General features: G+C 68.9%; 19 protein-coding genes. 8 read left to right on the top strand and 11 right to left on the bottom strand.

The features are described 5' to 3' along the window. Positions 1-8: 8 nt before the first annotated feature. Positions 9-461, bottom strand: a complete 453-nt coding sequence (locus AC1DY7_RS20355) for a Fur family transcriptional regulator (protein ID WP_477495508.1) — start codon at positions 459-461, stop codon at positions 9-11. 104 nt (positions 462-565) lie between these two features. Here AC1DY7_RS20355 and AC1DY7_RS20350 point away from each other — a divergent pair, with 104 nt between their 5' ends. Beyond that, positions 566-1447, top strand: coding sequence for a TIGR03854 family LLM class F420-dependent oxidoreductase (locus AC1DY7_RS20350; protein WP_477495507.1), 882 nt, complete (start codon positions 566-568; stop codon positions 1445-1447). Positions 1448-1451: 4 nt separating this feature from the next. Here the strand turns inward: AC1DY7_RS20350 and AC1DY7_RS20345 are convergent, their stop codons facing one another. Next, entirely contained in the window at positions 1452-1781 is a 330-nt protein-coding gene (locus AC1DY7_RS20345; RefSeq protein WP_477495506.1) for a hypothetical protein, read from the bottom strand. A gap of 179 nt (positions 1782-1960) precedes the next feature. Between AC1DY7_RS20345 and AC1DY7_RS20340 the strand changes: the two genes are divergently transcribed. From AC1DY7_RS20340 to AC1DY7_RS20325, 4 genes are read left to right on the top strand one after another with little or no spacing between them, the layout of a single operon-like run. After that, positions 1961-2560, top strand: a complete 600-nt coding sequence (locus AC1DY7_RS20340) for a hypothetical protein (protein WP_477495505.1) — start codon at positions 1961-1963, stop codon at positions 2558-2560. A 5-nt stretch (positions 2561-2565) separates the two neighbouring features. Then, positions 2566-3648, top strand: a complete 1083-nt coding sequence (locus tag AC1DY7_RS20335) for a threonine aldolase family protein (RefSeq protein ID WP_477495504.1) — start codon at positions 2566-2568, stop codon at positions 3646-3648. Next, the gene (locus AC1DY7_RS20330; RefSeq protein WP_477495503.1) at positions 3633-4022 is read left to right on the top strand and encodes a VOC family protein; all 390 of its coding nucleotides are present in this window, start codon (positions 3633-3635) and stop codon (positions 4020-4022) included. The genes AC1DY7_RS20335 and AC1DY7_RS20330 overlap by 16 nt, the downstream gene beginning before the upstream one ends. A gap of 24 nt (positions 4023-4046) precedes the next feature. Further along, a complete protein-coding gene (locus AC1DY7_RS20325; RefSeq protein ID WP_477495502.1) occupies positions 4047-5231 on the top strand; it encodes an acyltransferase family protein in 1185 nt (394 codons plus the stop codon). 4 nt (positions 5232-5235) lie between these two features. Here AC1DY7_RS20325 and AC1DY7_RS20320 read toward each other — a convergent pair whose 3' ends face one another. From AC1DY7_RS20320 to AC1DY7_RS20290, 7 genes are all read right to left on the bottom strand, one after another. After that, entirely contained in the window at positions 5236-5601 is a 366-nt protein-coding gene (locus AC1DY7_RS20320; RefSeq protein ID WP_477495501.1) for an RNA-binding S4 domain-containing protein, read from the bottom strand. A 30-nt stretch (positions 5602-5631) separates the two neighbouring features. Further along, positions 5632-6492, bottom strand: a complete 861-nt coding sequence (locus AC1DY7_RS20315) for a cutinase family protein (RefSeq protein WP_477495500.1) — start codon at positions 6490-6492, stop codon at positions 5632-5634. Between the two features lie 116 nt (positions 6493-6608). Continuing rightward, positions 6609-7484 (bottom strand): sialate O-acetylesterase, encoded by an 876-nt coding sequence (locus tag AC1DY7_RS20310; RefSeq protein WP_477495499.1) that lies wholly within the window; start codon positions 7482-7484, stop codon positions 6609-6611. A gap of 32 nt (positions 7485-7516) precedes the next feature. After that, positions 7517-8164, bottom strand: a complete 648-nt coding sequence (locus AC1DY7_RS20305; protein ID WP_477495498.1) for a TetR/AcrR family transcriptional regulator — start codon at positions 8162-8164, stop codon at positions 7517-7519. 88 nt (positions 8165-8252) lie between these two features. Then, a complete protein-coding gene (locus AC1DY7_RS20300; RefSeq protein WP_477495497.1) occupies positions 8253-8831 on the bottom strand; it encodes an ATPase in 579 nt (192 codons plus the stop codon). An 11-nt stretch (positions 8832-8842) separates the two neighbouring features. Then, on the bottom strand, positions 8843-9232 hold the full coding sequence (locus AC1DY7_RS20295) for a TA system antitoxin ParD family protein (protein WP_477495496.1): 390 nt from the start codon (positions 9230-9232) through the stop codon (positions 8843-8845). A gap of 84 nt (positions 9233-9316) precedes the next feature. Beyond that, a complete protein-coding gene (locus tag AC1DY7_RS20290; protein ID WP_477495495.1) occupies positions 9317-10447 on the bottom strand; it encodes an FAD-dependent oxidoreductase in 1131 nt (376 codons plus the stop codon). A 150-nt stretch (positions 10448-10597) separates the two neighbouring features. Between AC1DY7_RS20290 and AC1DY7_RS20285 the strand changes: the two genes are divergently transcribed. After that, positions 10598-12340 carry an MOSC domain-containing protein gene (locus AC1DY7_RS20285; RefSeq protein WP_477495494.1) on the top strand — a complete coding sequence of 581 codons (1743 nt, stop codon included), beginning with the start codon at positions 10598-10600 and terminating at the stop codon, positions 12338-12340. On the opposite strand, the gene AC1DY7_RS20280 is transcribed toward AC1DY7_RS20285, so the two are convergent. Next, positions 12341-12973 (bottom strand): FKBP-type peptidyl-prolyl cis-trans isomerase, encoded by a 633-nt coding sequence (locus AC1DY7_RS20280; RefSeq protein ID WP_477495493.1) that lies wholly within the window; start codon positions 12971-12973, stop codon positions 12341-12343. It lies immediately after the preceding gene. Between AC1DY7_RS20280 and AC1DY7_RS20275 the strand changes: the two genes are divergently transcribed. Together AC1DY7_RS20275 and AC1DY7_RS20270 are read left to right on the top strand one after the other, a co-directional pair. Continuing rightward, positions 12974-13132 (top strand): hypothetical protein, encoded by a 159-nt coding sequence (locus AC1DY7_RS20275; protein ID WP_477495492.1) that lies wholly within the window; start codon positions 12974-12976, stop codon positions 13130-13132. It begins immediately after the preceding gene. Positions 13133-13252: 120 nt separating this feature from the next. After that, positions 13253-13429 (top strand): hypothetical protein, encoded by a 177-nt coding sequence (locus tag AC1DY7_RS20270; RefSeq protein WP_477495491.1) that lies wholly within the window; start codon positions 13253-13255, stop codon positions 13427-13429. Between the two features lie 12 nt (positions 13430-13441). Here AC1DY7_RS20270 and AC1DY7_RS20265 read toward each other — a convergent pair whose 3' ends face one another. After that, positions 13442-13573, bottom strand: a complete 132-nt coding sequence (locus AC1DY7_RS20265; RefSeq protein ID WP_477495490.1) for a hypothetical protein — start codon at positions 13571-13573, stop codon at positions 13442-13444. Between the last annotated feature and the right edge of the window lie 98 nt (positions 13574-13671).

The following is a 13671-nucleotide window of genomic DNA, read 5'->3' as shown; positions in this document are numbered from 1 at the left end:
GGCTGTGATCACGGTTGCGATCGGGAAATTGGGGCCGAACATCGGGGGCAGGTGCCCCAGTAGATGACTTCCGCCTCGTCCAGGACGAAACCCTCGAAGGCGCCGTCCAGGTCGGAGGGAGTCAGGCACGGTGCCGCGCCGACGGCACAGTCGATGTCGGCGATGGTGCCGCAGTTGCGGCACACCACGTGGTGATGATTGTCGCCGACCCGCGTCTCATAGCGGGCCACCGAGCCCAACGGCTGGATGCGGCGCAGCAGGCCCACCGACGTCAGGGCATTCAGCACGTCGTAGACCGTTTGGCGGGACACTTCGGGCAACACCTCGCGCACCGCCAGGAAGATGGTCTCGGTGTCCGCATGCGGATGGCTGCGAACCTCGGCCAGAACTGTGATGCGCGGTTGGGTCACGCGGAGTCGGGCGGCGCGGAGTTGGTCCGCGTAATCCGCCTTCGAAGCCACATCACCACTATTGACTCCAATCTGGAGTCGTTAAACATTTTGTTGGGGGCGTGCGCATAACTGGCACCCGGCACAAAACCCGCGCGCGCCGCGTTGAGCCGGCTATGAAGATTCGCTTCGGAGTGGGATTGGGCGCCGATGTCGGCCCCGAGCAGTTACCGGCGGTCGTCGACCACCTTGAGGGCGTGGGCATCGACTCGCTCTGGTTCTCCGAGCTGGTGTATTCACGCGCCGTCGACCCGGTTGTGGGCATGACCTTCGCGCTGGCGCGCACGCAGCGGCTCAAGGTCGGCACCTCGGTGGCCGTGCTGCCGGGCCGCCATCCGGTGCTGGTCGCCAAGGAGCTCGCCTCGCTGGCGGCGCTGGCCCCCAAGCGGGTGCTGCCGGTGTTCGGTCTGCGCTCGGCGTTGCCGGCCGAGCGGGATCTGTTCCCGGTGCCCGACGGTCGCCGTGCCGCGGTGTTCGACGAGGCGTTGATCCTGTTGCGAACCGTGCTCCGACAGGACGACGTGACGTTCGCCGGTGAGTTCCACCAGGTCCGCAATGCGGTGATAGATCCGAAACCGGCTGTGCCGCTCGATATCTGGGTGGGGGGTTCATCCCCGGCCGCCTATCGCCGGATCGGCACCCTGGCCGACGGCTGGCTGGGCAGCTTCTTGACACCGCAGGAGGCGGGCCGGGCGCGGGTGGCCATCGCCGACGCCGCCGAGCAGGCCGGCCGGGCCATCGAGCCCGACCACTACGGAATCAACCTCGCCGTCGGCGACGGCGAACTCCCCGACGCGGTGGCGGCCGCCATCAGGGCACGACGCCCCGACCTCGACCCGGCCGACCTGGTCGCGCCGGACTGGTCGGCGCTACACCGCCGCCTCGATGAATACATCGCCGCGGGACTGACGAAATTCGTCGTCCGCCCGCTCGACGCCTGGCATCACGACGACTTCCTGGACGGCTTCGCCCGGGAGTTGTTGCCCCGCCAGAACTGAGGCGTCACCAGTGTCGGGCGAGTGCCCGGCCCGCCGGATCCTGCGACAGGCTCGTGGCGACCAGGTGTGCGTGTGCCGGGCAGACGTGGTGCACCGCGGTCAGCAGGACCAGAGCGCCGTCGAGGTCGTCGAGTCCACGCTTGTACAGGCCCTGCATGCCCGCCCGCACACCGGACTCGGTCGGATCGAGGTCGATTGCCCCGCACAGTTGCGCCGCGGCCGCCTCGATCACCGCCATCGGCGTGGCGGGGTTGGCCGAGACCGGCGCCGGCACAGGCCAGGCGGCCAACCCGAGCACACCGGCCACCGCAGCCAGGAGCTTGCACCCGGTCATCACTCCTCCTTCGGCACCGTTGACCCAGTGTCGGTCCAGGTGAGGCAGTCGTTATAGGTACTGCCGTACCTGTCTTCGGCCGGCGGGTTGCCGATCACGCCTGTGTGTTCGCGTTGACGCGGACGCGGCCGGGCGGGGAAGATTGCGCGCACGTGTCTAGGAGAGGACAACCAGTGCCCATGTTTGACCGGATCTCCCAGTCGGCGAAGGCAGCTGTCGTCGGCGGACTCATCCTCGGCGGCGCGCTCGCCGGCGCCGGGCAGGCCGCCGCCGAACCCGATCCGCTGCTGCCCGTGCCCACGCCCGGTGCGCCCGCCGCGCCGGCCCCCGGCCAGCCCGTGCTCGTCGCCAACGAACCCACCGGTGCGCAGCCGCTGCCACCGGCCGGTGCCCCGCCGGTACCCGAGGTCGCCAATCAGCAGTACGGGGGACAGAGTCAGACGCCGGGCCAGCTGGGCTATCTCCGCGACATCTGGCACACCTTCCACAGCGGGAACCCCGTGGAGGAATTGACGATGGCACCGGATGAGGTCGCCGCCACGAACGGTGCGCCTCCCGGAGCGGGTCCCGCACCCAAGTTGCCGCCCGGCTACACCTCGCTGACCGACCCGAATTCGTCGACGCCCGCTCTGCCCGTGTCGCAGGCGCCGGCCGGTGCGCCGGGTGGCGGACCGCCGCTGCCGCCGGGATATGTCGCGCTCACCGATCCCAATCCGCCCGCCTGGGTCACCGATCCGGGCGCACCGCCGAACGTCCCGCCCGCGCCTCCGACGCCGTAACGGGTGTGCCGGTAACCCGACTGCACGATCCGGAATGGCGCGGATTCGCCAGCGACAACTACGCGGGGGTGCACCCCGAGGCGCTCGGGGCGATCGCCGCCGCCAATGGGGGCCACCAGGTCGCCTACGGCGGTGACGTGTACACCGCGCGCCTACAGGATGTGGTCCGGGACCAGTTCGGGGCGCAAGCCGAGGTGTTCCCGGTGTTCAACGGCACCGGCGCCAATGTGGTCGCGCTGACCAGTGTGCTGCCGCGCTGGGGTGCGGTGATCACGGCGTCGACCGCGCATATCAACACCGACGAGGCCGGTGCCCCCGAACGGATGACCGGCATCAAACTGCTCACGGTGCCGGCGCCGGACGGCAAGCTCACCCCCGCGCTGGCCGCCCGCGAGGCGTGGGGCTGGGGGGATGAACACCGCGCGCAGCCGCTGGCGGTGAGCATCACCCAGGCCACCGAGAGGGGCACGGTGTACACCGTGGACGAGGTGGGGGCCATCGCCGACTTCGCCCACGACCGCGGGATGGCGGTGCACATGGACGGCTCCCGGCTGTGGAACGCGGGGGCCGCGCTCGATGTGCCGCTGCGCGAATTCACCACCGACGCGGGTGTCGACATCCTCAGCCTGGGCGGGACGAAGAACGGCCTGCTGGGTGCCGAGGCCGTGGTGGTGCTGGACCCGGCGCGCGCCGCCGGGCTGGTGTATCTGCGCAAGCTGACAATGCAGCTGTCCAGCAAGATGCGCTTCGCCGCGGCGCAACTGTTGGCGTTGTTCGACGACGACCTGGGTATCCGCAGCGCGCGGCACGCCAACGCCATGGCGGCCAGGCTGCGGACCGCCCTCGCATCCGGCATCGCCGACGGCTCCCTGACCGGTCTGGCCTTCACCCAGGACACCGCGGCGAACGCGGTGTTCGCCACGCTGCCCACGACCACAGCCGACCGGATCCGGGAACGGGTGCGGTTCTATGACTGGGATCGGGCGCGCGGCGAAGTGCGGTGGATGGCGGCATGGGACACCACCGAAGCCGACGTCGACACCTTCATCGCCGTCATCCGAGAGGAATTCGCGTGCGGATCAACCTGACCAGCGTGCTTGTCGACGACCAGGACAAGGCCCTGCGGTTCTACACCGAGGTGCTGGGATTCGTGCCGAAGCACGACGTGCCGATGGGCGTGCATCGCTGGATCACCGTCGTCTCGGCGGAAGACCCCGACGGCACCGAGATCGTTCTCGAACCCGATGAGCATCCGGCGGCCGGTCCGTTCAAGCGGGCCCTGGTGGCCGACGGCATCCCATTCACGTCTTTTGCGGTGGACGACGTGGAAGCCGAGTACGCGCGGCTGGCCGGGCTCGGGGTGCGCTTCATCCAGCCGCCTACGGACATGGGCGCCGTCACGACGGCGGTGTTCGACGACACCTGCGGAAACCTGATCCAGATCGCCGCATACCGAGGGTAGCGCCCGTCGGGCACACTGATGCTCGTGGGGGATTCGCTTCCGGAGCCCGCCGTCGGGACGCAGCCGTTCCTGCCGGCTCTGCAAGGCTTGCGTGCCGCCGCGGCCATCGCGGTGGTGGTCACCCATGTGGCAGTCCAGACCGGGCAGTTCCACGGGCCGATCGGGCATCTGCTGATCCGCCTCGACCTCGCCGTGGCTGTCTTCTTCGCACTGTCGGGATTCCTGCTCTGGCGCGGGCACGCCGCCGCGGCCCGCGGGTTGCGGCCGTCGCCCGCTGCCGGCCCGTACCTCCGGTCGCGGCTGGTCCGCATCATGCCCGCGTATCTGCTCGCGGTCGTCGTCATCCTGCTGGTGCTACCCGATGTGCACTTCGCGGACCGCGCTGTGTGGCTGGCCAACCTGACCCTCACGCAGGTCTACATACCGCAGACACTCGTCGCCGGCCTGACACAGATGTGGAGCCTGTCGGTCGAGGTGACGTTCTATCTCGCGCTGCCACTGCTGGCGTTGGGGGCGGCCAAGCTCCCCGTCCGGGCCCGCGTCCCGGTGATCGCCGCGGTGGCGGTGGCCAGCCTCGGCTGGGGCTACCTGCCCATCCCCGCGCCGTATGACGCCAATCCGCTGAACTGGGCGCCGGCGTACGCCTCGTGGTTCGCCGTCGGGATGCTGCTCGCGGAGTGGACCTGCCGTCCCGAGGGCCGCGCCCACCGGCTCGCGCGCCGTCCGGCACTGATGATCGGCATCGCGTTTACCGCCTACGTGCTGTCCGCGACGCCGATGGCGATTCCCGAGGTGGGGGTGCATGCCAGCATCGAGCAGTTCGTGCTCCGGACGGCGATGGGCGCCGTCATCGCGGCGGCGTTGCTGGCGCCGTTGGTGCTGGGCAGGCGATCCGCCCCACACGCGGTGCTGGGCAGCCCGGTGATGGTGCGGCTGGGGGAATGGTCCTACGGGCTGTTCATCTGGCATCTGGCGGCACTGAGCATGGTGTTCCCGTTGCTGAACCGGCAGTCGTCCTCGGGGGGCTTCCTCGTGGTGCTCGCGCTGACCTTGTTCTTCGGCATGGCGATGGCCGTGGTGAGTTACGCACTGGTCGAGGAACCATGCCGAGTGGCATTGCACCGCTGGGAGATCCGTCGCAAAGCGGCGGTGCTACCGCTGGCCGCCGGCATCGACGGCCGGCCCACCAGCCATACCCGGGCGGCGTGACCACCTAGGGTTGCCCCGCGCGCCACTTCTCCAGGACGCGCCGGTCCCGTTTCGTCGGGCGGCCGGCACCGCGATCACGGACCGCGACCGGTGCGGCGACCGCCGGTGGTGGGGGAGGTGTCCGGTCGAGGTAGCACGTCACGGCATCGGCGGCGCCGACCCGCTTCTGGATGACCCGAGCGACTTCGACGATGCGGGTGGTGTCGTTGATCCGGGCGCGGACCGTGTCGCCCGGAACGACGGTGGTTGCCGGTTTGGCCGTTCTGTCGTTGACGCGCACATGACCCGCACGGCAGGCTTCGGCGGCGTCCGGGCGGGTCTTGGTCAGCCGGACCGCCCACAGCCACCGATCCACGCGCGTCGACTCCATGCCATCAATGATGGCTGACGCGCAGCGCTGTTACATGACGGGAGTGCTGGGCGCGGTGGGACCGGGGGCGAGCCCAGGGGCGTGCGGAGCGGCGACGACGGGTCCCGGTGGTGGGCCCAGCGGGGTGTTGCCCAGATGCGCCGTGACGGGGATCGGCGCCGGGGTGGTCGGTGCCGTCGGCGCGGCCGGTGTTGCGGGCGCGGCGGCGGCCCAGCCGGTCTGCAGGGCGTTGGCCGCGAATGTGGCTGCCTGATCGACCATTCCGGCATCGAAGTAGGTGTTGTGGGCGGAGAAACTGCGGCCCGCCGGGTCACACACCACGTCGTTGTCGACGCACAGGTCCACGGTCTTGGCGAGATACTGCGGGCCCACGGTGACGGTGGGGTCGCTGATGGCCCGCATGAAGCGGGGCGACGGCTTGCCGAACAACGTCACTGCGGCAACGTGATTCGAGATGTCGGCCGGCATCGGTGCAGGCACCGTAGCGGGGTCCACCCCATCCGGGATGGTGCTGGCGGTGACGAAGCCCATCACCGCGGCGCCCTGGGAGAACCCGCCGAGCACCATCTTGGTGTCCGGGCAGCTGGCGGCGGTGCTCAGGATGCGGGACCGCGCGTCGGAGATGCCGGTGACGGCAGTGGCGAAGTCGAGGGTGGCCGGGTAGTCCACCGCGTACGTGCCGACGGTCTTGCCGGGAACCTTCGCGCGCAGCGCGTCGATGAAGTCGGCACCCGTGGGGCCGGGACCCGGGTCCTCGGTGGTGCCGCGGGCGAAGATCACCTCGGCGTCGGGGCAGCCCACAGCGTGAGCGGTCGGAAGTGCCGCGTTCTGCATTATCGCTGTGGCTGCGGCCGCGACACCGACCGCAGCAAACTTGCGCCAGGAGGTCACGAAGTCATGCTGACACACGATGACGCCAAATGCCCCGGACCGCCAGAGTCCTATCACAGAAGCCACAACGTCTCTTTAGAAATCGGGCTCCGCCAAATCGGCTGGCGCGGAATGTGTCAGCGCCGGTAGCCGTCCAGTGCGCGTCCGGCGAGCTGCCGATACGCCTCCCATATGTTGCTGCCCATGGTGCGGCTTCCGGCGGCACTGTAGTGCCGGTCGACGCGGTCGTTGCACATGTCGCGTACACCGGGAACGAAGGCGGTCAACGGGATTCGCCGGGGGGTTTGCTGGTGGACGGCATCGATCCCGGTGTAGTCCTTGCCGCTGAGCTCCATCTCCTCGGGCACCATGCCGCCCACGATGATCGGGGTGTCCGCGCCGTAGCGGGCCCGCAGATCGTCGAACAGGGCGTCGAGCTTGCCCTGATATCCCTGAGCCGGCATGAGTGGGACGTCGGATTCACCCTGATGCCACAGCACCACGGCCACTGTGCTTCCCGGATACCGGGCCAGCGCCGCGTCGATCGACGTGACCGCGCCCCGGTACAGATTGCGCCGGGTCGTGGTGTCGGCGATATCCCATGTGTAGCCGTTTTTCGGGTGAAAGGAGGTGTCCCCGCGTGCACACGGCACCAGCAGCACCGCCCGACCGGTCGCCTCGGCGAGCGCCTTTCCGAACGTGACACCGAAACCGACTCGCCGCGAAGGGGTTTCGTGCAACAGCGGGTCCACGCCGAGAATCGCGGTGTGCTTCGACGGGCCGCAGTTCGCCCACTGGTGCACCAGCGGATGGGGCGTTTCTGCGGCATCCAGCGGCAATCCCATGCCGTGGGCGTTGGACTGGCCGAGGATCGGGACGATCAGATACGGCGCGTCCGGCGGCGTCACCGGGGTGCCCTTCGGGGCGATCCGCAGGCTGACGAACCGTTTCAGCTCGAAGATCGCCCGCTGCCACGGCCCGAAGTCGCCGTCGGGATTGCGGTGTGTGCGCATAGGCCAGCACAGTACAACCGGCGGTACGGGATTCAGTCGCTGTTGACGGTGCGCCGGACGACGGCGACGCACAGGTCGGCACAGGCGGTGGCGAGCTCGTCGACCGTCTCGGTGCCGGCGTCGGACGGGGCACGCAGCCATTCGGCGATGATCTGGTTGACGCCGCCGACCATGAACACCGCCCCGCGGCGCAGGACGGCCGGATCGGGCAACTGTTCCCCCAGGACCGACGGGGCCTGCTCGATGATCGCCGCGACGATCATGTCTAGTAACTGCATCCGGTGTTCGAGCAACCCGGGCACACCGGTGACGTCGCTGGCGACGATGCGGTGCAGGTGCGGGTCGTCGGCGACGATGTTCAGGAACGCGGTGAGCGCCGCGCGGAGTTTGTCGCGCAGGTCGCCGCTCTCGCCGATGCCCGCGACCAGCATCGCCTGGAGGAGTTGGGCGCGCACCTCGTCGATGACGGCGAACAGCAGGGCGTCGCGGCCGTCGAACTGTTCGTAGAAATACCGCGTGATCAGGCCGGCTGACGAGCAGACACCGCGCACGGTGACGTCTGCGAGGCCGGATTCGCCCCAGATCTGCCGGCCTGCCGCCAACAGCTTGCGGCGACGGTCGGCGCGGCGATCCGCTGCCGAAATCCCGCCGTAGTCGCGCACCACCTCCGCGCGTTTCATTGACAGCACCTTACCCGCGGCCCTATTTTCGACCACGTATGTAGTCCAATACTCGCTCAAAGAGGAGCACCGATGACCGCGCCTAGCCTCACTGCGGCCAGAGCCGCGTCAGTTCCCCGTCTGCCCAGGCCGGCCAGTTCGGTTGCCCGATCAGCACTCCGGAACTGAGCTGGGCCACCACCCGCGGCCCTCGCACGGCGGAGTTGTCGTAGACGGTGGTGCTCTCGGCGATGCGCGCCGCGCGCGCCACCAGGGCCCACAGGCGCCGGTGACGTTCACGGATCTTCTCCTCGGGGACGCTGTGCCCGCCTGCGGCGACACGCAGTCGCACCCGGTGCACGGACAGCTCCTCGGGAATGATCAGAATATGCAGTGCGACAACGTATCCGGCGGCAGCAGCCGTGCCGAGCAGGTCGAGCTTGGATGGGTGGGAAAACACGGTCTCGGCGATGAACGAGTCGCCCCGAGCGATCAGCGAAGCCCTGGTGTCCGCGGCGATGCGGGCGGCGGTGTAGGAGTGCGCCGCCGGATCCGCCGGCCATCGCCGTTTGGCGATCTCATCGGCATTGACGAAGGCACTGCCCGGAAGCAGGGGAGCGAGCGTCAGTTCGATGAAGGTGGATTTACCCGCGCCATTGGGACCGACCACAAGGTCGAGACGTTTCACCGCTGCTCAGGTCAGGTGGCCGGCCCGAGCACCAGGGCGGTGCCGTCGGGCCGGTACTCGACGAGTTGCCCCGCATCGTCGACGGCGACCGTCGTGACCCCGCGTGCGGCCAGGGTGACGCCGTAGTCGGCCTGCGCCAGCTTCTCCTCGATGGTCGCGGTGATCTCGGCGTTGAACACCACGCCTTCTTCCTGTGACAGGTCGGCCAGGGGCAGGGTGCCCGCCAGGGCGGCTTCGACGCGGCGCCGTGGTGCGGTCTGCTGTGCCGACACCGCGCGCCCCACCCGGGCCCAGTGGTCGAGTTGCTGCTTGGCGGAGCGGCTCTGGCGGCGGCCTTCCGCAGCAGCGCTGTCGAACAGATCGGCTGCGACGCGGGTCGGCTTGTCGGCGACGTCAGTCACAGTAGGCTCCTGTAGCAGAGTGAAGCAGTTTGTAGCAATATGCTACAGGATTGGCCGGAGGCTCGTCGAGCACTGCGCGAACGGTCACGTGAGCAGGGTGGTGAACAGGTCGACGGTACTTCGGGGCGCATCGGGACCGAAGAACCTCTGCAGGTTCGCCGCACTGCGCTCGGCGACCTCCGCACTACGCGGGAAGAGCGCCGTTTCGCAGGCAGCCAACGCACCGTCGATGTCGTCGGGGTGCGCGGCGATCTGTCGGGCCAGTGCCGCCCCGTCGAACATGGCGAGGTTGGCGCCCTCGCCGGCGAAGGGCGACATCAGATGGGCGGCATCGCCGATCAACGTCACGCCGGGCACCCGGTTCCAGCGATGCGCAGTGGGCAACGTGTAGATCGGGCGTAGCAGGGGATCGCTGATGTTGTCGGTGACCATCGTCCTCAGCGCAGGGGCCCACTGTTCGAAGCGCCGGGTCAGGAACGCCCGCATGGCCGCCGGGTCGCCGGTGGCGACGGACGTGATCGACTCCAGCGGCGCGTTGATGGCGACGTAGCCGCTGAGCGTGCCGTCGGCGTTGTGGTGGGCCAAGATGCCCTGCCCGGGCGCCACCGCCATGAGCGTGCCGCGCCCGATGATCTCGGCGACCTGAGAGGACAGCACTTGCCCACCGGCAGAACCGATCTCGATGAAGCAGGTGCCCGCATAGACCGGCTCGGCGCCGGAGATGCTCCGGCGTACTCTCGACCAGGCGCCGTCCGCGCCCACCACGATGTCCGCGGCGTGCGATGACCCGTCGGCGAAGCGCACTTCAGGGCGTCGACCCGGGGTGGTGAGCACGGCGGTGGCCTTGTGTCCCCAGTGGACCGTTCCGGTCGGAAGGGAGGCGATCAGCAGAGCGCGCAGTTCGCCACGATCCACCTCGGGCCGCGTTCCGAGGCTGCTGCCCGGCCAGTCGAACAGGACGGCGCCGTCGCGGTCGGTGATGCGTTTGGCATCGTGCCCGGGGCGGATCAGGGTCCGAAATGCCTCGGACAGACCGGCGTCGCGCAGGGCCGCCTGCCCGGTGGACGGATGGATGTCGAGCAGGCCGCCCTGGGTGCGTGCCGCAGCGGAGGCCTCGGCGTCGTGAATGGTGGCATGGATGCCATGGCGGTGCAGGGTGCGGGCCAGCACCAGACCTCCGAGCCCGGCCCCGATGATGGTGATCGACAACGACATTGCGCACTCCTTGATCAAGGGGCGCTGGGCGGACGAGAATGAAGGACTCGGCACCGTGTCGACGATCGGCTGCGCGATCGCTTTTCGCGATGCCCGCCAAGGTACACGATCGACGCCGGGAGCCACTCGGTGGAATTACGCTGATCGGCGATGGCGAAACTCGTATCGGTGAACGTCGGGATGCCGGCGCAGGTGCCCTGGAAGGGCCGCATCGTCTTCACCGGTGCGTGGAAGGCTCCGGTCGATGGCCCGCGGATGGTTCGCCGGCTCAACATCGATGGCGACGGCCAGGGCGATCTGGGCGGGCATGGCGGCGAGAACCGTGCCGTTCTGGTCTATCAACTCGACTCGTACCGGCACTGGAGCAACGAGTTGGGTCGTGACCTGCAGCCCGGCGACTTCGGTGAGAACCTCACCGTCGACGGGTTGTCCGACGACGAGGTGTGCATCGGCGACCGCTATGAAATAGGCGACGTGCTCTTCGAAGTCACCCAGCCGCGGGTCACGTGCTACCGGCTGGGGCTGCGCCTCGACGAGCCGCGGATGGCCGCCCTCCTGGTGTCGCACCGACGGCCGGGCTTCTATTGCCGGGTGTTGCGTGAAGGACAGGTCCAGGCCGGCGACGACATCGTCAAGGTCGCCGATGGCCCTGAACGTGTGACGGTGGCGGAGGTCGACGCCCTGCTCTATCTGCCCGGCCACGCACCGGATGCGCTGCGGCGGGCGCTGCGCGTCGACGCGTTGAGCCCTGGGTGGAAATCCTCGCTTCAGGCGCTGCTCGACGACGACGGCACCGCGTCGGGGAATCGCGGGTTGACCGGTGAGGCGGTCGGGCCGCCTGCGTGGTCGGGATGGCGCACGCTTCGCGTGGTCGAGGTCGATCGCCAAGACCGCAACGTCACGTCGTTCACACTGGCCGACGCCGTACCACTACCCAGATGGCAAGCGGGACAGTCGATTGCCCTGCGGGTACCCGACGGCACCGGTACATCGATCCGGAACTACTCACTGTCCAACGATCCCGCCTCGGGGGTCTATCGCATCGGCGTCAAACGCGAAGCGCATGGCGCGGTGAGCCGGTGGGTGCACCAACACGTCACCGTCGGCGACGAACTCGAGATCGCGGCACCCCGGGGCACTTTCGTCCTCGATGAGGGTGGCAGCGGCCCGGTGGTCCTGATCTCCGCCGGGGTGGGCGTCACCCCGATGCTGTCCATGCTGCATGCGATCGCCGGTGGGAACGCAGAGCGTTCCGTGTGGTGGTTGCACGGTGCCCGCAGTGGCGCCGAGCAGGCCTTCGCGGCCGAGGCGCGGCAGCTGTTGGAAGCGTTGCCGCACAGCACATCCCGGGTGTACTTCAGCGCCCCGGCACCATCTGACCGAATCGGCGTCGACTACGACGAGGGTGGCCGTCTATCCGCGAAGGCGCTGCGTCGGCTCGATCTACCGGTCGACGCGCGGGCATTTCTGTGCGGGCCCGCGGCGTTCATGCAGGATGTCACCGAGGCGCTGGTCGACTGCGGCGTCGCCCGGGCACATGTCAGTTCCGAGATCTTCGGGGCGCACGCCGCTCTCACGCCCGGGATACTGCCGACCGGAACGGTGGCGCCGCACGTGCCGACCGGGCCCGTCGGCACGGGCCCCATGGTGCAGTTCGCGCGCAGTGCGGTCTCGGCGCCGTGGGGCGGCGAATACGGGAGCCTGCTCGAATTCGCCGAGGCATGCGATGTGCCGGCCCGCTGGTCCTGCCGGACGGGGGTGTGCCACAACTGCGAAACGGCGCTGCTGTCCGGCGACGTCGACTACGAGATCGAGCCGCTGGACCCGCCGGCCCCGGGGAACGTGCTGTTGTGCGTGTCCGTGCCCCGGGACGGCGTGGTCATCGATCTGTGATCAGGCGGTGGCGTCGAGGATCTTGATCGCGAAGACGAGGCTGTCCCCGGCCTGGATGCCGGCGGCAGGCTGGCCGTTGGGGTAGCCGTCGGCCGACGCCATCGCGACGGCCACGGTGGATCCGACCTTCTGGCCGGCGATGGCTTTCTGGAATCCGGGCACCACGCCGTCGAGCGGGAAATCGGCAGGAGTGCCGCGTTCATAGCTGCTGTCGAACACGGAGCCGTCGCGCCCGTTGACCCCCATGTAGCAGACCAGCACGGTGGCAGTCGGGGACACGACGGGGCCATCGCCGGCTTTGAGGGTGTGCACCTGCGTCTCGGTCACGCTGAACGGCCCGCCGACCTTCACATACGGCGCGGTCGTGTCCGTGGATCCGCTGACCGCGACATTGCCGGTGGTACCCGAGTAGGTCCACTCGGGGATGCCGGCGTTCGCGGGTGCGGTGGTGGGGCAGCCGACGGTGGCCGGGGGCGCCTCCGGAATCGAGGACCCGACCTGGGCGATCGACGGCGAGCTCGAGGAGGGCTTCGAGGACGTGTCGGCGTCCGAGCCGCAGGCGGCGAGCGTCAAGATGAGGGACGTGGCACCGGTCAGAAGTGCGACGGTGGCGGGCAGACGGGAAGCATTCACGTGAGCCACGCTACAGCCGGGCTCAGCACCCGACCGTCGGCGCGGGCCGATTCCCCGGTCGGTGTCGTCGGCGACCTCGCGGTACGCGCGGCGCTTCCGCTGGTGGCGGCACATCGTCGCGAACTCAAAGAACTTCTGGTGGAACGTTTCTCGCCGTGAGCTCGGCCCATCCGCCGCAGAAATCGATTGCGAACCCGATCAGCCTTCGGTCACTATGGACAGGTATCGGTCCGGGGAAACCGAGGGGGGATTGTTGTGGCGTGCCGAAAAGGTGATGAGGTGACTGCCCACAGGCAGATCGAGGGCATGGATGTGCCGCTGGTGCCGGCGGGTTCGACCGGGACGGTCGTATCGACGAATGTGTTCGGACGGCCCAAACGGGTGCAGTTCGTGGTCGCCGACGCCTGGGGTGACAAGCACTTCCAGGTGGAGGTGCGTAAGGGTGATGTCCAGTAGAAACCGGCCCGATCACTGCTCAGAGGGTTTGTCCACCTGGTCGTCGGGAAGGGGCAGCGCCTGCGCGCCCGGGGTGGCCACGGTCAGCACCTCGTCTTCGGGTGCGTCCGGCAGGGAGGTGGCCTTGTCCTCTGGTGTGGTCATGCTGCTGTCGGTACCCATGACTCGGGCTTGCTAATCGTGTGCGGGCTCGGCCACGTGTGACGCAAGTCATGGCCGTAGATCCTCGTTGTGCGCATACC

This window comes from Mycobacterium sp. P2_H7, from assembly GCF_056403275.1.
This window is presented reverse-complemented; position numbering and strand designations above follow the sequence as displayed.

Bases quoted from the DNA above. Each gene is read 5' to 3' on its own strand.
- AC1DY7_RS20350 (WP_477495507.1), top strand. From the start codon at position 566: ATGAAGATTCGCTTCGGAGTGGGATTGGGCGCCGATGTCGGCCCCGAG.
- AC1DY7_RS20345 (WP_477495506.1), bottom strand. From the start codon at position 1,781: ATGACCGGGTGCAAGCTCCTGGCTGCGGTGGCCGGTGTGCTCGGGTTG.
- AC1DY7_RS20340 (WP_477495505.1), top strand. From the start codon at position 1,961: ATGTTTGACCGGATCTCCCAGTCGGCGAAGGCAGCTGTCGTCGGCGGA.
- AC1DY7_RS20320 (WP_477495501.1), bottom strand. From the start codon at position 5,601: ATGGAGTCGACGCGCGTGGATCGGTGGCTGTGGGCGGTCCGGCTGACC.
- AC1DY7_RS20310 (WP_477495499.1), bottom strand. From the start codon at position 7,484: ATGCGCACACACCGCAATCCCGACGGCGACTTCGGGCCGTGGCAGCGG.
- AC1DY7_RS20305 (WP_477495498.1), bottom strand. From the start codon at position 8,164: ATGAAACGCGCGGAGGTGGTGCGCGACTACGGCGGGATTTCGGCAGCG.
- AC1DY7_RS20290 (WP_477495495.1), bottom strand. From the start codon at position 10,447: ATGTCGTTGTCGATCACCATCATCGGGGCCGGGCTCGGAGGTCTGGTG.
- AC1DY7_RS20285 (WP_477495494.1), top strand. From the start codon at position 10,598: ATGGCGAAACTCGTATCGGTGAACGTCGGGATGCCGGCGCAGGTGCCC.
- AC1DY7_RS20265 (WP_477495490.1), bottom strand. From the start codon at position 13,573: ATGACCACACCAGAGGACAAGGCCACCTCCCTGCCGGACGCACCCGAA.